Below are 18802 nucleotides of genomic sequence, written 5' to 3' on the forward strand. Positions count from 1 at the left end.
TTTTTTGTGCGCCGGTTTTACAGCTTGTCGTACTGAAAGCGCATCGCGGTGCCTTCGTGCTTGATGCGCTCCCACACCGCGCGTTTCTCGTCGTCGCTCAGGAATACCCAGTTCGATACTTCGGCGGCGGTGCGGCCGCAGCCCTTGCAGACTTCGTCGAAGAGGGTCGAGCAGACGCCGATGCAGGGGCTGTCGGGCAGGTCGTGGAGATTGGAGGTCATCGGAAGGGTGCGTGCCATGAATCGTCAGGGCGTCATTTTAATGCATCGGCACCGATCGGCCGGCGCCGCGGGCAACGGCCGGGCCGCGGTGCCGGCCAGGGCCGTAGCACGCGCGGCGAATTCGCCCGCGCAACGCGGGTGTGCGGGGCCGTCGCGCGCGCTTGCGGTGCGGCGTGCGGATGCGGTTTCGCCGGCGCTTTCTTTTCCTGATGGACAGCGGCCGATTACCCGATAGAATCCCCCGGGAACACTAGGCCGTGCGGCCCGCCCGAAGCGGCTCGCCGCCGGAATCTGTTCCGTTTGCGCGACACCGGCATGATTTTTTTGTGACGGCGCGTGAATGATGGTAGTTTTCGGGGTTTTCGAGGGGCGGAGCACCAGAATGCGCCGCCATGACGAGGCAGACGGCAGCCGGGCAACGCGTCCGGCCGAAGGGAGAACGGGATGAAAGCAAAGGTAGTGGGCCGGTTCGCAGCGCTCGCGCTGTGCGTGGGTGCATCGGCGGCGGCGGCGAAGGATACGCAGCTCAATGTCTATAACTGGTCGGACTACATTGCGAAGGACACGATCCCGAACTTCGAGAAGCAGGCGGGCGTCAAGGTTCGCTACGACAACTACGACAGCGACGACACGCTGCAGGCGAAGCTGCTGACGGGCAGCTCGGGCTACGACATCGTCGTGCCGACCAGCAACTATGCGGGCAAGCAGATCGCCGCCGGCATCTTCACGCCGCTCGACAAGTCGAAGCTGCCGAACCTCAAGTACCTCGATCCGCAACTGATGGCGCTCGTCGCAGGCGCCGACCCGGGCAACAAGTTCTCGGTGCCCTGGGCATACGGCACGACCGGCCTCGCGTACAACCTGACAAAGGCGCAACAGGCGCTCGGCAAGGTGCCGCTCGACAACTGGGACATCCTGTTCAAGCCCGAAAACCTCGCGAAGCTGAAGACCTGCGGCGTGTCGGTGCTCGACGCGCCCGACCAGATGTTCGCGGCGGCGCTGCACTACATCGGCAAGGATCCGATGAGCACGAACCCGGCCGACTACAAGGCCGCGATGGACGTGCTGAAGAAGATCCGCCCGTACATCACGCAATTCAACTCGTCGGGCTACATCAACGACCTGGTCGGCGGCGACATCTGCTTCGCGTTCGGCTGGTCGGGCGACGTCGTGATCGCGAAGCATCGCGCGATCGAAGCGAAGAAGCCGTACAAGATCGAGTACTACATTCCGAAGGGCGGCGCGCCGGTGTGGTTCGACGTGATGGCGATCCCGAAGGACGCGAAGAACAAGGATGCCGCGCTGCAGTGGATCAACTACATCGAGGATCCGAAGGTGCACGCGGCGATCACGAACGCGGTGTACTACCCGAGCGCGAACGCCGAGGCTCGCAAGTACGTGCGTCCGGACGTCGCGAACGACCCGGCGGTCTACCCGCCGGCCGACGTCGTGAAGACGCTGTTCCTGCTCAAGCCGCTGCCGGCGGAAATCCAGCGTCTGCAGACGCGTCTGTGGACCGAGCTGAAATCGGGCCGCTGACGCGCGCCGAAGTGAGCCGGCAGTCATGAAGCCCCTGGTGCCCCCGGGGGCTTTTTCGTCAAACGCAGGAGAGAAGCAGCAGATCATGAATAGCCAGTCGGGTGCGCCGGTCGCCGGCGCGCCGTCCTTCGTTCCATCATCCGGCGCGGATTCACGCGCCGAGAACTTTGTTCAGATCGTCGACGTCGTCAAGAAATTCGGCGAGACCGAGGTGGTGCGCAACGTGAACCTCTCGGTCCGCCAGGGCGAGCTGTTCGCGCTGCTCGGCAGTTCGGGTTCCGGCAAGTCGACGCTGCTGCGGATGCTCGCGGGCCTCGAGACGGTCACGTCGGGCAAGATCCTGATCGACGGCGAGGACCTCGCGCAGATGCCGCCGTACAAGCGGCCCGTGAACATGATGTTCCAGTCGTATGCGCTGTTTCCGCACATGTCGGTCGAATCGAACGTCGCGTTCGGCCTGAAGCAGGAAGGCACGCCGAAGGCCGAACTGAAGGAGCGCGTCGCCGCGGCGCTCGACCTCGTGCAGATGGGCAAGTACGCGAAGCGCAAGCCGCATCAGCTGTCGGGCGGCCAGCAGCAGCGCGTCGCGCTCGCGCGTTCGCTCGTGAAGCGTCCGAAGGTGCTGCTGCTCGACGAGCCGATGTCCGCGCTCGACAAGCAGATCCGCCAGCGCACGCAGATCGAGCTCGTCAACATCCTGAAGAAGGTCGGCGTCACCTGCATCATGGTCACGCACGACCAGGAAGAAGCGATGACGATGGCGAATCGGCTCGCGGTGATGAGCGAAGGGCAGATCGTGCAGATCGGCTCGCCGAACGACGTCTACGAATATCCGAACAGCCGCTTCTCGGCCGAGTTCATCGGCTCGACCAACCTGTTCGACGGCGTCACCGTCGAGGACGAGCCCGATCACGTGTACATCGAAGCGCCGGAGCTGCCGAGCCGGCTCTACGTGAGCCACGGGATCACGGGCCCGCTGGGGATGCCGGTCACGGTGTCCGTGCGCCCCGAGCGGATCGCGCTCACGCGCAAGCCGCCGGAAGGCGCGTTCAACTGGGCGCACGGCAAGATCAGCAACGTCGCGTACATGGGCGGCTATTCGCTGTATCACGTGCGGCTCGACGCGGGCAAGACGGTGATCGCGAACGTGTCGAGCCTCGCGATCAGCGAGCTCGAGACGCCGTCGCTCGGCGACGAGATCTACGTGCGCTGGAGCGCGACGGCAGGCGTGGTGCTGACGTCATGAGCACGCTCAAGTCCCTGTTCACGTGGCCCGTGCGGCGCTTCAACCTGACGGGCGGCTCGGCGGTCGTCGCGGGGCCGTACACGTGGCTCGTGCTGTTCTTCCTGGTGCCGTTCGTGCTGGTCGTGAAGATCAGCTTCGCGGAGCTGCAGCTCGGCATTCCGCCGTACACGGAACTCGCGTCGTATACGGAAGGCGTGGTGCACATCGCGCTGAACCTGTCGCACTACGCGTTCCTGTTCACCGACAGCCTGTATTTCGCGACCTACGTGAACTCGGTGGCGGTGGCCGCGATCACGACGCTGCTGTGTCTGCTGATCGGCTATCCGATGGCGTACTACATCGCGCGCTCGAATCCGGCAACCCGCAATCTGCTGATGATGGGCGTGATGCTGCCGTTCTGGACGTCGTTCCTGATTCGCGTGTACGCGTGGATCGGGATCCTGAAGAACAACGGGCTCCTGAACAACTTCCTGATGTGGATCGGGCTCACGCATACGCCGATCGAGCTGTACCGCACGAACTACGCGGTGTACATCGGGATGGTCTATTCGTACCTGCCGTTCCTCGTGATGCCGCTGTACGCGCACCTCGTGAAGATGGACCTGCGCCTGCTCGAAGCCGCGTACGACCTCGGCGCGAAGCCGTGGAAGGCGTTCGTGCAGATCACGCTGCCGCTGTCGAAGAACGGGATCATCGCGGGCTGCCTGCTGGTGTTCATCCCGGCGGTCGGCGAGTACGTGATTCCGGAGCTGCTCGGCGGCGCGAACACGCTGATGATCGGCCGCGTGATGTGGAATGAATTCTTCAACAACGCGGACTGGCCGATGGCGTCGGCCGTGACCTGCGCGATGGTGCTGCTGCTGCTCGTGCCGATGGCGATGTTCCAGCACTTCCAGGCGAAGGAGCAGGAGGGCCGCCGCCGATGAAGCCGAATCGTTACCTGCAGTTCGCGGTGCTGTTCGCCGGCTTCGCGTTCCTGTACATCCCGATCGTCAGCCTGATCGTCTATTCGTTCAACGAGTCGAAGCTCGTCACCGTGTGGTCGGGCTTTTCGTTCCGCTGGTACACGGCGCTCGTGGAGGACGACGAGCTGCTGACGGCCGCATGGCTGTCGCTGAAGATCGGCGTGCTGACCGCGTTCGCGTCGGTGTTCATCGGCACATGGGCCGGCTTCGTGCTCGCGCGCATGGGCCGCTTTCGCGGCTTCGCGCTGTTCAGCGGGATGATCAACGCGCCGCTCGTGATTCCCGAGGTGATCCAGGGGATCTCGCTGCTGCTGCTGTTCATCGAACTCGCGAAGTGGATCGGCTGGCCGGCCGAGCGCGGCGTGTTCACGATCTGGCTCGGCCACGTGATGCTGTGCATCTCGTACGTCGCGATCATCGTGCAGTCGCGCGTGCGCGAGCTGAACCCGTCGCTGGAAGAAGCCGCGCTCGATCTCGGCGCGACGCCGCTGAAGGTGTTCTTCACGATCACGCTGCCGCTGATCTCGCAGGCGCTGATCGCTGGCTGGCTGCTGTCGTTTACGCTGTCGATCGACGACCTCGTGCTGTCGGCGTTCCTGTCGGGCCCCGGCTCGACGACGCTGCCGCTCGTCGTGTTCTCGCGCGTGCGCCTCGGCCTGAATCCGGAGATGAACGCGCTCGCGACGCTGTTCATCATCGCGGTGACGGCCGGCGTCGTGATCGCGAACTTCGTGATGCTGCGCCAGGAACGCAAGCGGACGGCCGCGTTCGCGACGTGATCGCGACCTGACGGACAGGTTGCCGACGCAACGAAAAACGCCCGGTGCCGACGATCAGTCGGGCCGGGCGTTTTTTTGCGACGTGTGCGGGCCGCTTATGCGCCGAAAGCTGCCTTGGCCAGCAGCCCGAGCGCCACGCACACGAGCACGGCCGCGAAACCGGCCTGCACGTGGCGTGCGGACAGGTGCCGCGACGCGCCGCGGCCGGCCGCCATGCCGATGGCCGTCGCGACCGTGAACCACAGCATCATGTCGAGCGGCGCGCGCGTGCCCGACACCAGCGTCGCCAGCACGCCGCCGGTGCCGACCAGCGCGATCACCATCAGCGACGTCGCGACCACGCCGTGCATCGACACGTTCGTGAACTTGCGCAGCATCGGCACGATCACGAACCCGCCGCCGACACCGAGCAGCCCCGTCATCAGGCCCGTCACCGCGCCGGTCGACGCGAGCGCGAGCCCGACCGGCCACGACCACACGAGCCGGCCCGTATCGGGATTCACGCGGCCCACGCACAGCCGCGATTCGTCCGCGTCGCCGGGCGCGTTGCGCAGCGCCTGCCGCAGCAGGCGGCCGGCGACGACCAGCATCGTCAGCGCGAACAACGCCAGCAGCACGTGTTGCGGCAGTACGTGCGCGAGCTTCACGCCGAGTGTCGTGAGCGGCATGCCGGCCACGGCCATCAGCAGCGCCGCGCGATAGCGCACCAGCCCGCGGCGAAAGCCTTCGAGCGCACCGAGCGCGGCGCTGCCCGCCACCGCGACGAGCGCGACGGGCGTGGCCTGCTGCATCGGCCAGCCCATCCCGGCGACGAGCGCGGGCACCGCGAGAATGCCGCCGCCCGCGCCGGTGAGGCCGAGCACGGCGCCGACGAAGCCGCCCAGTACGAGGGAAATCAGCATGGCGTCATCCGGTGGGTCAACGTGCGATCGCAGGTTTCGCGAGCCACTCGCGGCCCTTGAGCATCGCCTTCCAGTAGATCGGCGGCAGCACGCGCGCCTTGAGCAGCCACGCGAGCCGCGACGGGCGCGTGCCGTCGATCAGCCACGCAGGGAAGGTCGGCGCGACCTTGCCGCCGTACAGGAATTCCGCGAGCACGATCTTGCCGCGTTCGACGGTGAGCGGGCACGAGCCGTAGCCGTCGTACGTGGCGTGCCCTTGCACGCGACCGAGCGACGCGAGCACGTTGTGCGCGACGACGGGCGCCTGCTTGCGGGCGGCCGCGGCGGTTTTCGCGTTGGTCGTATTGGTGACGTCGCCGAGCGCGAATACGTCGTCGAACCGCTTGTGGCGCAGCTTCGCCGGATCGACGTCGATCCAGCCGGCTGCGCCGGCGAGCGGGCTCGCGCGCACGAAGTCGGGCGCCTTCTGCGGCGGCACGACGTGGATCATGTCGAACGCGCGCTCGACGGTTTCGGTGCCGCCGCCGGGCAGCGTGCGCGCGAACGTCGCGCGCCGCGCGGGCCCGTCGATCGCGACGAGGTTGTGGCCGAACGACAGCGCGATGTCGTAGCTTTTCACGTACTCGATCAGCGCGGGCACGTAGTCGGCGACCCCGAACAGCGCGCCGCCTGCGTTCAGGAATTCGACGTTCGCGGCGCCGAGGCGGCCGCTGCGCCGCCAGTGATCGCACGACAGGTACATCGCCTTCTGCGGCGCGCCGGCGCACTTGATCGGCATCGGCGGCTGCGTGAATAGCGCATTGCCGCCGCGGAACGCCTGCACCAGTTCCCACGTGTACGGCGCGAGGTCGTAGCGGTAGTTCGACGTCACGCCGTTGCGGCCGAGCGTGTCGGCGAGGCCGTCGATCGCATGCCAGTCGAGCTTGAGCCCCGGACACACGACGAGCCTGCGGTAGCCGATCCGCCGGCAGCCGTCGAGCACGACCACGTGCGCGTCGGGCTCGAAGCCCGCGACTGCGGACTGGATCCGCTGCACGCCGCGCGGCAGTACGTCGGTCATCCTGCGCGCGGTCGTCTCGGGACGGAACACGCCCGCGCCGACCATCGTCCAGCCGGGCTGGTAGTAGTGAACGTCGGCGGGATCGATCACCGCGATGTCGAGCGACGCGTCGCGCGCGAGCAGGCTCGACGCGACCGCGATGCCGGCCGCGCCCGCGCCGACGATCACGATGTCGTGTCGCGCGTCCACGGCCGGCGCGCTCTGGCGGCCGCCCTGCGCGATACGCGAGGCGAGCGCGCTCAGATCGTAGCCGGCCGCGCCGGCGGTGGCGATGAGGTCGTCAAGCGGGTGCAGCCCCGCCTGCGACAGCGCCCACAGCGTGGCCGACCGCGTGCCGCTGCGGCAGTACGCGAGCACGGGCCCGTCGAGCGACGCGACGAGCGCGCCGAACTGCGCGGCCTGGTCGTCGGTCACCTTGCCGGTATCGACCGGCAGGTAACGCACGTCGATGCCGAGCGGCGCGGCGGCCGCGCGGATCTCGGTGACGGTCGGCTGGTCGGCGCCTTCGCCGTCGGGCCGGTTGCAGATGATCGCGCGGATACCCGCCGCGTGAAGCGCGGGCAGGTCGGCCGCCGCGATCTGCGGCGAGACCGACAGCGTGTCGGTCAGCTTGCGAATGGTCGTCATGTCGCGGTTCTCGGTGGGGTGCAGGCGCTCAGATTGCGTCGAGCGGGATCTTCAGGTAGCGCACGCCGTTGTTCTCGGGTTCGGGCAGGTGGCCGGCGCGCATGTTGACCTGTACCGACGGCAGCATCAGCACCGGCATGTCGAGCGTCGCGTCGCGCGTGGTGCGCATCGCGACGAAATCGTCCTCGGTCACGCCGTCCCTCACGTGCACGTTCGCGCGGCGCTGCTCGGCGACGGTCGTCACGAACTGCACGTCGCGGCCGCCCGGCTGGTAGTCGTGGCACAGATACAGGCGCGTGTCGGGCGGCAGCGCGAGCACGCGTGCGATCGAGCGGTACAGCGTGCGAGCGTCGCCGCCGGGGAAGTCGCAGCGGGCCGTGCCGTAGTCGGGCATGAACAGCGTGTCGCCGACGAAGGCGGCCCGCTGCGTCGCGTCGTCGACGCAGTAGGTCAGGCACGCGGGCGTATGGCCCGGCGTGTGCAGCGCGCGGATCGTCAGCGCGCCGAGCGCGAGCGTGTCGCCGTCGTCGACGAGCCGGTCGAACTGGCTGCCGTCCTGCGCGAAGCCGGGGCCGGCGTTGAACAGCGTGCCGAACACGTGCTGCACGCGGCGCACGTGCGAGCCGATCGCGATCCGGCCGCCGACCTGCGCCTTCAGGTACGGCGCGGCCGACAGATGGTCGGCATGCACGTGCGTCTCCAGCAGCCAGTGCACGGTCGCGCCGAGTTCGGCGACGCGCGCGATCAGCCGGTCGGCGCTCGCCGTGTGCGTGCGGCCGGATTTCGGATCGTAGTCGAGCACGCTGTCGATCAGCGCGCACGCGCGCGTCGCCGTATCGAGCAGCAGATAACTGACGGTGTGGGTTGCCGGGTCGAAAAAGCCTTCGACCGACAGCGTGGGAGTAGGGCTCACGGGAATGTCCTCGATCGGTTCTGCATCTGCAATCGGGCATCTCATGTTCAAGAAGCGTGCCAATCGGCATCGCGGCGCATGACGATGTGACAGGTGCTTGATTTGGCTCGCCTTTTCGGCGCGATCATGATGCTCCGCAACGGCGGCCGACGCGCTGCCGCCCGAGCGGACTGCCACGACTGGCAGTGTCGTGGCAGAATTGGCAGTCGGCCTGGCAGTCCGTCCGGCCATCCGCCTCTGAGCCTCCGCATGAATCCGCACGACACCATTCCGATCGTTCCCGCGCCGCCGCGCGATGTGATGCCCGACGTGCGCGCGCTCGTCGCGTATCTCGAGCACGACCCGCAGCCGATGATCGTCGTCGATCCCGATTACCGCATCCTCGCGGCGAACGATGCGTACCGCCGCCAGTTCGGCGTGGCGGGCGTCGAACACGTGGGCCGGCACTGCTTCCAGGTCTCGCATCACTACGACGTGCCGTGCGATCAGGCCGGCGAGCATTGTCCGATGAAGCAGGCGCTCGAATCGCGCAGCCTGAACCGCGTGCTGCACATCCACCATACGCCGCGCGGCCCCGAGCACGTCGACGTCGAGCTGCGGCCCATCTTCGATGCGAACGGCGCCGTGATCGCGTACGTCGAGCGGCTGACGACGGTGCGCAGCGCGTCGGCGCAGCCGAGCGCGGAAGGGCTCGTCGGCGGCGCCGACGCGTTCAATGCAGCACTCGGCGCGTTGCAGCGGGTTGCGCCGTCGACGCTGCCCGTGCTGCTGCTCGGCGAGTCGGGCACGGGCAAGGAACTGTTCGCCCGCGCGCTGCACGAGGCGAGCGATCGTGCGCTGGGGCCGTTCGTGGTCGTCGATTGCTCGGGGATCGCCGAGACGCTGTTCGAGAGCGAACTGTTCGGCTACGAGAAGGGCGCGTTCACTGGCGCGAACCAGCGCAAGCCGGGCCTCGTCGAGACCGCGCAGGGCGGCACGCTGTTTCTCGACGAGATCGGCGACGTGCCGCTGCCTATGCAGGTGAAGCTGCTGCGGCTGATCGAGTCGGGGACGTTCCGGCGCGTGGGCGGCGTCGAGGCGCTGCGCGCGGATTTCCGGCTCGTCGCGGCCACGCACAAGCCGCTGCGCGAGATGATCGACGACGGCCGGTTCCGACAAGATCTGTACTACCGGATCAACGCGTTTCCGATTCCGCTGCCCGCGCTGCGCGAACGGCGCGGCGACGTGGCGCTGCTCGCCGAGTCGATCCTGCGGCGGATCGCGAATGCGCGCGCCGGCGCGGGCGAAGCGAGTGCGCGGCCATTCGTGGCCCGGCCATTCGTGCTGTCCGAGCGTGCGCGTGCATGCCTCGACGCGTATGCGTGGCCCGGCAACATCCGCGAGCTACGCAACGTGCTCGAACGCGCGTGCCTGTTCGCGGACGACGGGACGATCCGCGTCGAGCATCTGCCGGCCGAGCTGGTCGCGGCATCGGCGGCGCCGCACGCGCGCGCGGCGGATTCGCGCGGCGTGTCCGATGCGGAGCTCGTGCGCATTGCCGGCACGTTCGAAGGCACGCGCAAGGCGCTGGCCGAGCACGTCGGGCTGAGCGAGCGGACGCTGTATCGGCGGATGAAGGCGCTCGGGCTCGGGATGCGCGAGCGGTGAGCGGCAGGTGTGACGCGTGACGCGGAGCGCGGGGCTGAAGCGAGGTGAGCCTGTCTGGCGGCAAGAAATATTCGTAACGCGATAATAAATTATCGTTTTACGATGATTTTCGCGCGTACAATCGACGCATGTTCACTACTCGTCGAGGAGCTTGCATGGAGTCCGATCGCATTGCCCGCATCAGCCAGCGGATGGCTGCCGTCACGTTGTCGTTCATCGTCGGCATGATGGTGCTGAATGCCGCATACTGGGCGTTTCCGTCCTTGAGCACGGCCGATGCGGGGCCCGGTTTCGCGTTCGGCGTCGCGGATCCGGTTGTCGCGGGCCTGGGCGTGGACGTCTCCGCGTTCCCGTGGTGGCAGAAGGCCGTCGGCTTCCTGCTGTCGAGCGTGCCGCTGGTCGCGCTCGCGCATGGCCTGCGTCATTTGCGGCTGCTGTTCCGCACTTACGCGCAGCGCGACTATTTTTCCGCGAAAGCGGCCGGCCATCTTGGCAAGACCGGTCGTGCGATCGGCTTGTGGGTGCTGCTGAGCGTGCTGTGCGAGCCGCTTCTCGGCATCTGGGCGACGCTGCGTGAGCCGGACGGGCAGCGGATGTTCAGCATCGGCTTCGGTCTGTCGTACGTCGTCGCGCTGTTCACCGCGGCGTGCATCGTGGTCATCGCGCACATCCTGCGGCAGGCGAGCGAACTCGATGCCGAGCATCGCCAGTTCGTCTGAGGCGAGCGATGACGATCGTAGTCAAGCTCGATGTGATGCTCGCGACGCGCAAGGTTCGTTCGAAGGATCTCGCGGCGGCCGTCGGCATCACCGAACAGAATTTATCGCTACTCAAGCAGGGGAAGGTGAAGGGCATCCGCTTCGCGACGCTCGATGCAATCTGCCGCTATCTCGACTGCCAGCCGGGCGACCTGCTCGCGTTCAGCGACGAAGGCAGTGGTGGTAGCGCGGATGACGAGCCGGACTGACCGACGTCACGACCTCATGATGCGCGGGTGCGGCGCGGGCGGCCCGCGACAAATCGCACGCCGCCCGCACCGACGTCACGCGCTCAGCGCGCCGGTGCAAGCTGCGCCATCGCCTCGCGCATGAAGCCGAGCAGCGTGTCGTCGACCCAAGCGTCCTTCGTCAGCGCCTGCTCCGTCATCATTGCCTTGCGGAATTTCGCGTGCGTGGCCGGATCGTGGCCCGCGTAGCTGCAGAACAGCTCGAGCCAGCGCTGCGCGAGCGCGCGGGCTTCCGGCGAATCTGGCTGCTTGCCGGCTTCGACCGCATCGCGCACGTCCGCCATCAGCTGCGGCCATTCCATCGCGCGTTCGCCGTAATGCGCGCGCATGAAACGGATCTCGTCCGGCGCCAGGTACTTCTCGAAGATCCGCATCTTGGTTTCAGCCACCGCCTTCAGCACGTAATCGCGCAACGCGGTCGAGATGCCGATCTGCGACTGCATCGACGGCTCGCGCTCGTGCATCAGGTTCAGCTTGGCCAGAAGGCGCGGATCGTTGTTGGTGTCGCGCACGAGCAGCGTCATCCAGCGATCGGCGAGCGCACGCACGCGCGCGTCCTCGGGCGGCACGCCCGCGTCGTGCAGCGCACGCACGTCGGCGACGAGCGCGATCCATTCCGCGTCGCCGGTCTGGCTCTTGCGGTACATCGGCAGGCGCGCGAGTTCTTCCTCGGAGAAGTAGTTGTCGTACACGGTCATCAACTCCAGTGTGGTGAGCCAATCGGCCAGTTCCGGCTCCGTGCCCGCGGTGAGCTGCGCGTGCAGGTGCACGAGCCGCTCGCGCAGTTGCGCGGTCTGCGCAAGCTGGCGGTCGAGCGACGCGATCTGCTTCGCGACGAGCTCGACGAGCGGCGTGCCGGGCTGGTTCAGGTATTCGCCGATTTCGACCAGCGACAGTCCGAAGCGACGCAGGGCCTGGATCTGGTGGAGCCGGGCGATGTCGTCGCGGTCGTACAGCCGGTAGCCGTTGTCGGCACGCGCCGAAGGCGTCAGCAAGCCGATCGCGTGATAGTGATGAAGCGTGCGGACGGTCAGTCCGCTCCGTTTCGCCAGTTCTCCCACTTTCAGCCGCATGGTGTCCTCCGTTCGTTGCGCACACTGGAGTCTCGAACGTTACGCTACGTGAGGGTCAAGCGAAAGATCGCAAATCGGCGCGCAGGCGTGGCTCCGCGCGCCGTGGGTCCGGCACAAAGGGCTCGTCGTGCGTCATTGCGGTGACGACGGCGCGTCGGCGGTGACCGTGCGTGCGTGGGCGCCGACGGTGTTTTGATCCGTTTTGCGGGTGGTGTCGGTGTTGCCGGCCGCGTTGGCTTCCCCGCCCTTCGCCGCGTTGCCGGCCGGGTCGACCGGCGGCGTGCCCATCGCCTGATAGAGCCGCGCGGTGTCGGCGAAGCGCGCGCCGGTCGCGCGGATCTCGTCGAGCCGCGCATTGCGGTACTGCAGTTCGCTGGCGCGTGCGGCCGACGGCGGCAACGCGCCGAGCCGCACGCGAGCGGCCGCGTCGTCGTACGCGCCGCGCGCGGACAGCGCGGCGCGCGACGACGCATCGAGTGCTTCCGCATCGTGTTCGAGCGCGGCGAGCGAATCGGCGACGTTCTGGAATGCGCCGAGCACGGTCTGTTTGTACTGGTCGACGGCGGCCTCGTAGGTCGCCTTCGCCGCGCGGCGCTGCGCGAGCAGCGCGCCGCCGTGGAACAGCGGCTGGCTCAGCGACGCACCGACATTCCAGATCGCGCCGGCGCCCGACAGCATCGCCGGCCAGCTGAAGCCGCCTTTGCCCATCGCCGCCGACAGCGACAGCTGCGGGAACAGCTGCGCGGTCGCGACGCCGACCTCGGCGGCGGCGGCCTTCAACCCCGCATCGGCGGCCTGGACGTCGGGGCGGCTTTGCAGCAGGACCGACGGCACGACCACGGGCACCTGCTCGGGCAGCTGCAGATCGGCGAGCGCGAGATCGGCGGGCGGCTGGTCGGGCGTGCGGCCGATCAGCACCGCGAGCGCATGGCGCGCCGCGTCGCGCTGCTGGCGCAGCGCGGGCAGGCCGGCGGCGAAGGTGTCCGCGCTTTGCTGCACGTTCAGCGCGTCGCTGCGCGATGCCGAACCGAGCGCATAGCGGCGCTGCGCGTCGTGCGCCTGGTCGTTCGCGAGCGCGACGAGCCGCTCGGTGGTGGCGATCTGCGCGTTGAGCACCGACACCGTGATCGACGCGGTGACGATGTTCGCGGCGAGCGCGCGCCGCGCCGATTCGAGCTGAAACGCGCTGACGTCGACGCGTTTGGCGAGCGCGCGGTTCGCGAAGCGCGACGCGCCGAACAGGTCGATCGTGTAGCTCGCCTGCAGCTGTCCGACGAAGGTGTCGTACAGCAGCGTCGGCGCACCGAGCGCCGGAATCGGTACGCCGAGCGCGCGCTGGCGCGTGGCCTGGCCGCCCGCATCGATGGACGGCAGCATCGAGCTGCCGATCTGCCCGCGCAACTGTTCGCGTGCGGCATCGAGCGAATGCGACGCGGCGCCCAGCGTCGGGCTGTTGCGCAGCCCTTCGTCGACGAGCGCGTTCAGCGCATCGGAGCGGTACTGCGTCCACCAGTCGGGCACCGGTTGCGCGCCGACCTCGAACTGCTGCGCGACGCCTTGCGCGACAACCGTCTGCCGCACTTGCGGCGCGGCGCCGTAATGGGCGGGCGCCGGCATCGCGGGCGGCTCGCCGCTCGGCGCGAACCATGCGCAGCCGGCGAGCGGGCCCGCGAGGGTCGCGGCCGCGAATGCTCGCGCGGCCTTCGTTTTCAGGTTCATCGACAGTTCCATGATCAGGCTCCCGACGGCGCGGCAGGCGTGCTGCCGTGGTCCGGCGGGCCGTCGCGCGGGTCGCGTTCGTCGCGCTTCACGCGGAACCACGTGGCGTACAGCGCGGGCAGGTAGAACAGCGTCAGCACGGTCGCGCTCGTGATGCCGCCCATCAGCGCGGTGGCCATCGGCCCGAAGAAGTTCGAGCGCAACAGCGGGATCAGCGCGAGCACGGCGGCCGCGGCGGTCAGCGTGATCGGGCGGAAGCGCCGCACGGTCGCACCGACGATCGCGTCGAAGCGTCCGTGGCCGGCGGCGATGTCCTGCTCGATCTGGTCGACCAGAATCACCGAGTTGCGCATGATGATCCCGAACATCGCGATCACGCCGAGCATCGCGACGAAGCCGAACGGCTGGCCGAACAGCAGCAGCGTGCCGGCCACGCCGATCAGGCCGAGCGGTGCGGTGAGCACGACCATCAGCACGCGCGAGAAACTCTGCAGCTGGATCATCAGCAGCGTGAACACCGCGATCGCCATCAGCGGCATCTGCGCGTTGATCGACTTCTGCGCCTTCGCGCTTTCCTCGACCGACCCGCCGATGTTGATCTGATAGCCGACCGGCAGTTGCGCACGCAACGCATTCAGCTTCGCATCGATCGCATGCGTGACGTCGATGCCCTGCGCGCCGGCGCGCACGTCGGACTGCACGGTGATGGTCGGCTGGCGGTCGCGCTCCCATACGACGCCGTATTCCAGCGTCGGCGCGAAGCGGCCGAGCGAGCCGACCGGCACCGGGCCGTTCGACGTCGGCATCGCGAGGCCTGCGAGCCGGGCCGGGTCGACGCGGTCCGCGCGCGGCGCGCGCAGGTCCACGGCGATCAGCTTGTCGCGTTCGCGATACTGCGTGACGGTCGTGCCGGACAGTGTCATCGCGAGGAAGCTCGACACGTCCTGCGACGTGACGTTCAGTTCGCGCGCCTTCTTCTGGTCGAGCTCGAAGCGCACCGAGCGCTCGGCCGGCTCGTCCCAGTCGAACTGCACGTGGACCGCGCGCGCGTCGCCGCGCATCGTCGCCGCGACCTTCTCGGCGATCGAGCGCACCGTCGCGATATCGTCGCCGCTCACGCGGAACTGCACCGGGTAGCCGACGGGCGGCCCGTTCTCGAGCCGCGACAGGCGCCAGCGCACGGCCGGGAACCGGTCGCGCAGCGTGGTTTCGAGCCAGGTCGCGAGCTTCTCGCGATCCTCGACCGATTTCGCGGTGACGACGAACTGCGCGAAGTTCGGCAACTGCAGCTGCTGGTCGAGCGGCAGATAGAAGCGCGGCGCGCCGCTGCCGACGAAGCTCACCGAATGATCGATTTCCGGCCGCTTGTCGAGCACCTTTTCCAGGCGCTCCGTCTCGCGCAGCGTCGCCGCGAACGATGCGCCTTCGGGCAGCCGCAGGTCGACGAGCAGCTCGGGGCGGTCGGAGCTCGGGAAGAACTGCTGCGGCACGAGCGTGAAGCTCATCAGCGCGGCGACGAAGAGGGCGCCGGTGATCAGCAGCACGACGAAGCGCCACTCGATGCACCAGTCGATCCAGCCGCGCAGCCGCGTATAGAAGCGCGTGTCGTAGATGTCGTGCTCGTGATCGTCCGGCAGATGCGCTTCGTGCGCGTGCTTCTTGCGCTCGGGCAGCAGGTGATAGCCCAGCAGCGGAATCAGCACGACCGCCGCGAACCACGACGCGATCAGCGCGATCGCCGACACCTCGAAGATCGACCGCATGTATTCGCCGGTGCTCGATTTCGCGAGCGCGATCGGCAGGAAGCCCGAGACCGTGACGAGCGTGCCCGTCAGCATCGGGAACGCGGTGCTGGTGTACGCGAACGCGGCGGCGCGCGCGCGGCTGTAGCCCTGTTCGAGCTTCACGGCCATCATCTCGACCGCGATGATCGCGTCGTCGACGAGCAGCCCGAGCGCGAGCACCAGCGTGCCGAGCGACACCTTGTGCAGCCCGATGTCGAACAGGTACATGAACAGCGCGGTGACGGCGAGCACGACCGGAATCGAGATCACGACGACCATCCCGGTGCGCAGCCCGAGCGATACGAGGCTCACGACCAGCACGATCGCCACCGCTTCGGCGACGGCTTCGAGGAAATCGTCGACCGAATGCGCGACCGCGTGCGGCATGCTCGACACCAGCGTCAGCTTGAGGCCGGCCGGCAGTTGCGCCTGCAGATCCTTCGATTCGGCGTCGAGCGCGTTGCCGAGCCGGATCACGTCGCCGCCGGGCTGCATCGTCACGCCGATGCCGAGCACGGCTTTGCCGTTCATGCGCATTTGCGTGACTTGAGGATCGTCGTAGCCGCGCTTCACAGTCGCGAGATCGCCGAGCCGGAACGTGCGGCCATTGATGCGGATCAGCGTGTCGGCGATTGCCGCGACGTTGTCGAACTGGCCGCTCGGCCGCACGAACACGCGATCGTCGGCGGTGCTCAGCACGCCGGCCGACGAGATGTCGTTCTGTGCGTTGATCGCCTGTCCGAGCTGCTGCGGCGAGATGCCGAGGCGCGTGAGCTGCGCGTTGTCGGCCTCGATGAAGATGCGCTGATCGGGGTCGCCGAAATAGTCGACCTTGCCGACGCCCGGCACGCGCAACAGCACGGTGCGCAACTGGTCCGCATAGTCGTGCAGCTGCGCGGGCGTGAAGCCGTCGCCTTCGAGCGTCCAGATGTTGGTGTAGACGTCGCCGAATTCGTCGTTGAAGAACGGGCCCTGCACGCCGGGCGGCAGCGTGTAGCCGATGTCGCCGACCTTCTTGCGGATCTGGTACCAGGTCTCGGGCACGTCCTTCACGGGCGCCGAATCCTTCATCGTGAAGAAGATCAGCGATTCGCCGGGGCGCGAATAACTGCGCAGGAAGTCGATGGCCGGCGTTTCCTGCAGCTTGCGGCCGATCCGGTCGGTCACCTGTTCCTGCACCTGGCGCGCGCTTGCGCCGGGCCAGAACGTGCGGATCACCGTCACGCGGAACGTGAACGGCGGGTCTTCGGATTGCGCGAGACGCGTGTACGCGAGGATGCCCGCGAGCGTCGCGAGCGCGATCAGGTAGACGACCAGCGCCTGGTGGCGCAGCGCCCATGCGGAGAGGTTGAACCGGCTTTCTTCACGGAGGTCGCTCATGACGCGAAGTCCTCCGGATGCAGCGGCGCGATCGCGCGCACCTTCTCGCCCGCGCTGACCGTATGCACGCCCTGCAGCACGACGCGCTCGCCCGGCTGCAGCCCGCGCGACACGGTGACGGTGCGTTCGTTGAAGCGCGCGACGTCGACGCGGCGCAGTTCGAGTATGTCGTCCTTCGCGCGCACGATCCACACGGCCGGATGCGGCCCGTCATGGAACAGCGCGGTCGCGGGCAGCGTGATGGTCGGCGCGTTGCCGACGGCCGGCGCGCCGTCGAACGCGACGTTCGCGGTCATGCCGAGCCGGACGACCGGATCGGGCGCGGCGAGCGTGAGCTTCACGCGATACGTGCGGCTTTGCGGATCGGCTGCCGGCGCGATTTCGCGCACCTTGGCCGCGAACTGGCGGCCCGGCAGCGACGGCAGCGTGACGCTCGCCGCGTGACCGGGCGCGAGCGACGCGAGCGCGGCCTCGGGCACGTCGCTGACGACGTCGACGTCGCCCGACCATGCGAGCTGGTAGACGGCCTGGCCGGCCGACACGTTCTGGCCGGTGTCGGCCTGCTCGGCGGTGATGGTGCCCGCGTGATCGGCGACGAGCGTCGCATAGCGGAACTGGTTCTTCGCGAGCGCGAGCTGTTGCTGCGCCTGGTCGCGCTGCGCGAGCGCCGACGCGTAGGTGTTCTCGGTCTGCTCGAGCTGCGCGGTCGCGATCAGGTTCTCGCGCGCCTGCGCGCGATCGCGATCGAGCTGCTGCTTCGCGAACGCGAGGCTGTGCGACGCGGCATCGAGTTGCGCCTGCGCGCTCGCGGCGTTCTTCTCGACGTCGGACGGATCGAGCAGCGCGACGACCTGGCCGGCCTTGACCGTATCCCCGAGCCGCACCTTGCGCTCGACGATCTTGCCCGCGATGCGAAACGACAGCGGGGTGGCATAACGCGGCTGGATCTCGCCGGGCAGCGTGGCGGCGGCCGCGGCGCCGTCGGCGTGCGCGGGCAGCGCGACGACGGGGCGCGGCGCGGGCGGCGCGGCTTCCTTCGGGTGGCAGGCGGCGAGGACGAGCGCAGTGCCGATCAGCAGCGCGGCGCGGGAACCAGAGCGATTCACAAAACCCCCAGATCAGGTGAGAGCGGAACAAGCCGGCAAGCGCGACGGGCGCTTGCCCCGAGTGGCGCCGGCCTCGGCGCGCACGGAACAGAGCCGAACGAGGTCGTTCGGAAACTGTGGCGGATTCTAATACACACCTGTATCTGAATGCAAAGATGAATCTGAAAGGTAAGGGATGCTAGACTGCGCGGCATGAAACCACAGCGCTTAACTCGCGAGCAGAGCAGGGATCAGACGCGCGAGCGTCTGCTGAAAGCCGCGCATCGAATTTTTCTGAAGAAAGGCTATGTGGCCGCGAGCGTCGAGGACATCGCGGGCGCGGCGGGCTATACGCGCGGCGCGTTTTACTCGAATTTCCGCAGCAAGTCCGACCTGTTGCTGGAATTGCTGGAGCGTAACCACGCGGAGGTGCAGGCCGACTTCCAGGCGATTTTCGAAGGCGGCGGCACGCGCGAGCAGATGGAATCGATGTCGCTCGCGTATTACCGGACGCTGTTTCGCGACGACGAATACTCGCTGCTGTGGGGCGAGGCGAAGCTGCAGGCCGCGCGCGACGCGAAGTTCCGCGTGCGCTTCAACCAGTTCCTGCACGGCAAGCGCGTGCAGATGGCCGAATTCATCCAGCGCTTCGCCGAGCGCTCGGGCACGCCGCTGCTGCTGCCGGCCGACACGCTCGCGTTCGGGCTGATGTGCCTGTGCGACGGCGTGCAGTCGTACTACACCGCCGATCCGCAGCACGTGCCGGCCGACGTGGCCGAGTCGGTGCTCGGCGGGTTCTTCGCACGGGTCGTGCTGGGGCGCGCGCCGGACTGAGCGTTCGGATTGGGCGTTCGGG

General features: G+C 68.0%; 16 protein-coding genes. 8 read left to right on the top strand and 8 right to left on the bottom strand.

Going from position 1 to position 18802, the window contains the following annotated elements; translation table 11 throughout:
- Positions 1–17 precede the first annotated feature (17 nt).
- Positions 18–221, bottom strand: coding sequence for a DUF1289 domain-containing protein (locus O1Q03_RS18080; RefSeq protein WP_269505155.1), 204 nt, complete (start codon positions 219–221; stop codon positions 18–20).
- Between the two features lie 444 nt (positions 222–665).
- Between O1Q03_RS18080 and O1Q03_RS18085 the strand changes: the two genes are divergently transcribed.
- The 4 genes from O1Q03_RS18085 (at position 666) to O1Q03_RS18100 (ending at position 4750) form a co-directional block, all read left to right on the top strand.
- Positions 666–1760, top strand: coding sequence for a polyamine ABC transporter substrate-binding protein (locus O1Q03_RS18085; RefSeq protein WP_269505156.1), 1095 nt, complete (start codon positions 666–668; stop codon positions 1758–1760).
- Positions 1761–1845: 85 nt separating this feature from the next.
- Positions 1846–3006, top strand: a complete 1161-nt coding sequence (locus O1Q03_RS18090; RefSeq protein ID WP_269505158.1) for an ABC transporter ATP-binding protein — start codon at positions 1846–1848, stop codon at positions 3004–3006.
- Positions 3003–3932, top strand: coding sequence for an ABC transporter permease subunit (locus O1Q03_RS18095; RefSeq protein ID WP_269505159.1), 930 nt, complete (start codon positions 3003–3005; stop codon positions 3930–3932). The genes O1Q03_RS18090 and O1Q03_RS18095 overlap by 4 nt, the downstream gene beginning before the upstream one ends.
- The gene (locus O1Q03_RS18100) at positions 3929–4750 is read left to right on the top strand and encodes an ABC transporter permease subunit (RefSeq protein WP_269505160.1); all 822 of its coding nucleotides are present in this window, start codon (positions 3929–3931) and stop codon (positions 4748–4750) included. The genes O1Q03_RS18095 and O1Q03_RS18100 overlap by 4 nt, the downstream gene beginning before the upstream one ends.
- 95 nt (positions 4751–4845) lie before the next feature.
- Here O1Q03_RS18100 and O1Q03_RS18105 read toward each other — a convergent pair whose 3' ends face one another.
- Genes O1Q03_RS18105 through O1Q03_RS18115 form a run of 3 tightly spaced genes read right to left on the bottom strand, consistent with a single transcriptional unit; the run spans position 4846 to position 8252 of the window.
- On the bottom strand, positions 4846–5652 hold the full coding sequence (locus O1Q03_RS18105; protein WP_269505161.1) for a sulfite exporter TauE/SafE family protein: 807 nt from the start codon (positions 5650–5652) through the stop codon (positions 4846–4848).
- A 16-nt stretch (positions 5653–5668) separates the two neighbouring features.
- Positions 5669–7339 (bottom strand): bifunctional protein tyrosine phosphatase family protein/NAD(P)/FAD-dependent oxidoreductase, encoded by a 1671-nt coding sequence (locus O1Q03_RS18110; protein WP_269505162.1) that lies wholly within the window; start codon positions 7337–7339, stop codon positions 5669–5671.
- A gap of 28 nt (positions 7340–7367) precedes the next feature.
- Entirely contained in the window at positions 7368–8252 is an 885-nt protein-coding gene (locus O1Q03_RS18115) for an MBL fold metallo-hydrolase (RefSeq protein WP_269505164.1), read from the bottom strand.
- Positions 8253–8501: 249 nt separating this feature from the next.
- On the opposite strand from O1Q03_RS18115, the gene O1Q03_RS18120 reads away from it, so the two are divergent.
- The 3 genes from O1Q03_RS18120 to O1Q03_RS18130 all read left to right on the top strand — a co-directional run bounded on the left by O1Q03_RS18120 (position 8502) and on the right by O1Q03_RS18130 (position 10866).
- Positions 8502–9899, top strand: a complete 1398-nt coding sequence (locus O1Q03_RS18120; protein WP_269505165.1) for a sigma-54 interaction domain-containing protein — start codon at positions 8502–8504, stop codon at positions 9897–9899.
- 155 nt (positions 9900–10054) lie between these two features.
- Positions 10055–10618 (top strand): DUF2975 domain-containing protein, encoded by a 564-nt coding sequence (locus tag O1Q03_RS18125; protein ID WP_269505166.1) that lies wholly within the window; start codon positions 10055–10057, stop codon positions 10616–10618.
- A gap of 8 nt (positions 10619–10626) precedes the next feature.
- Positions 10627–10866 (top strand): helix-turn-helix domain-containing protein, encoded by a 240-nt coding sequence (locus tag O1Q03_RS18130; RefSeq protein WP_269505167.1) that lies wholly within the window; start codon positions 10627–10629, stop codon positions 10864–10866.
- A gap of 83 nt (positions 10867–10949) precedes the next feature.
- On the opposite strand, the gene O1Q03_RS18135 is transcribed toward O1Q03_RS18130, so the two are convergent.
- From O1Q03_RS18135 to O1Q03_RS18150, 4 genes are all read right to left on the bottom strand, one after another.
- On the bottom strand, positions 10950–11978 hold the full coding sequence (locus O1Q03_RS18135) for a MerR family transcriptional regulator (protein ID WP_269505168.1): 1029 nt from the start codon (positions 11976–11978) through the stop codon (positions 10950–10952).
- Between the two features lie 132 nt (positions 11979–12110).
- Positions 12111–13709: an efflux transporter outer membrane subunit gene (locus tag O1Q03_RS18140; protein ID WP_269505169.1), complete on the bottom strand. Its 1599-nt coding sequence runs from the start codon at positions 13707–13709 to the stop codon at positions 12111–12113.
- Between the two features lie 2 nt (positions 13710–13711).
- On the bottom strand, positions 13712–16861 hold the full coding sequence (locus tag O1Q03_RS18145; RefSeq protein ID WP_269505170.1) for an efflux RND transporter permease subunit: 3150 nt from the start codon (positions 16859–16861) through the stop codon (positions 13712–13714).
- Positions 16858–17967 (bottom strand): efflux RND transporter periplasmic adaptor subunit, encoded by a 1110-nt coding sequence (locus O1Q03_RS18150; protein WP_269505171.1) that lies wholly within the window; start codon positions 17965–17967, stop codon positions 16858–16860. Before O1Q03_RS18150 ends, O1Q03_RS18145 begins: the two co-directional genes overlap by 4 nt.
- A gap of 192 nt (positions 17968–18159) precedes the next feature.
- On the opposite strand from O1Q03_RS18150, the gene O1Q03_RS18155 reads away from it, so the two are divergent.
- Complete coding sequence (locus O1Q03_RS18155) at positions 18160–18780, top strand: TetR/AcrR family transcriptional regulator (RefSeq protein ID WP_269505173.1); 621 nt, start codon at positions 18160–18162, stop codon at positions 18778–18780.
- The last annotated feature ends 22 nt before the right edge of the window (positions 18781–18802 follow it).

The sequence above is a fragment of the Burkholderia sp. IMCC1007 genome (genome assembly GCF_027257875.1).
In the GTDB taxonomy this organism is placed as follows: domain Bacteria; phylum Pseudomonadota; class Gammaproteobacteria; order Burkholderiales; family Burkholderiaceae; genus Burkholderia.

Bases quoted from the DNA above. Each gene is read 5' to 3' on its own strand.
- O1Q03_RS18130 (WP_269505167.1), top strand. From the start codon at position 10,627: ATGACGATCGTAGTCAAGCTCGATGTGATGCTCGCGACGCGCAAGGTT.
- O1Q03_RS18140 (WP_269505169.1), bottom strand. From the start codon at position 13,709: ATGGAACTGTCGATGAACCTGAAAACGAAGGCCGCGCGAGCATTCGCG.
- O1Q03_RS18085 (WP_269505156.1), top strand. From the start codon at position 666: ATGAAAGCAAAGGTAGTGGGCCGGTTCGCAGCGCTCGCGCTGTGCGTG.
- O1Q03_RS18125 (WP_269505166.1), top strand. From the start codon at position 10,055: ATGGAGTCCGATCGCATTGCCCGCATCAGCCAGCGGATGGCTGCCGTC.
- O1Q03_RS18080 (WP_269505155.1), bottom strand. From the start codon at position 221: ATGACCTCCAATCTCCACGACCTGCCCGACAGCCCCTGCATCGGCGTC.
- O1Q03_RS18100 (WP_269505160.1), top strand. From the start codon at position 3,929: ATGAAGCCGAATCGTTACCTGCAGTTCGCGGTGCTGTTCGCCGGCTTC.
- O1Q03_RS18090 (WP_269505158.1), top strand. From the start codon at position 1,846: ATGAATAGCCAGTCGGGTGCGCCGGTCGCCGGCGCGCCGTCCTTCGTT.
- O1Q03_RS18105 (WP_269505161.1), bottom strand. From the start codon at position 5,652: ATGCTGATTTCCCTCGTACTGGGCGGCTTCGTCGGCGCCGTGCTCGGC.
- O1Q03_RS18110 (WP_269505162.1), bottom strand. From the start codon at position 7,339: ATGACGACCATTCGCAAGCTGACCGACACGCTGTCGGTCTCGCCGCAG.
- O1Q03_RS18155 (WP_269505173.1), top strand. From the start codon at position 18,160: ATGAAACCACAGCGCTTAACTCGCGAGCAGAGCAGGGATCAGACGCGC.
- O1Q03_RS18120 (WP_269505165.1), top strand. From the start codon at position 8,502: ATGAATCCGCACGACACCATTCCGATCGTTCCCGCGCCGCCGCGCGAT.
- O1Q03_RS18135 (WP_269505168.1), bottom strand. From the start codon at position 11,978: ATGCGGCTGAAAGTGGGAGAACTGGCGAAACGGAGCGGACTGACCGTC.
- O1Q03_RS18145 (WP_269505170.1), bottom strand. From the start codon at position 16,861: ATGAGCGACCTCCGTGAAGAAAGCCGGTTCAACCTCTCCGCATGGGCG.
- O1Q03_RS18095 (WP_269505159.1), top strand. From the start codon at position 3,003: ATGAGCACGCTCAAGTCCCTGTTCACGTGGCCCGTGCGGCGCTTCAAC.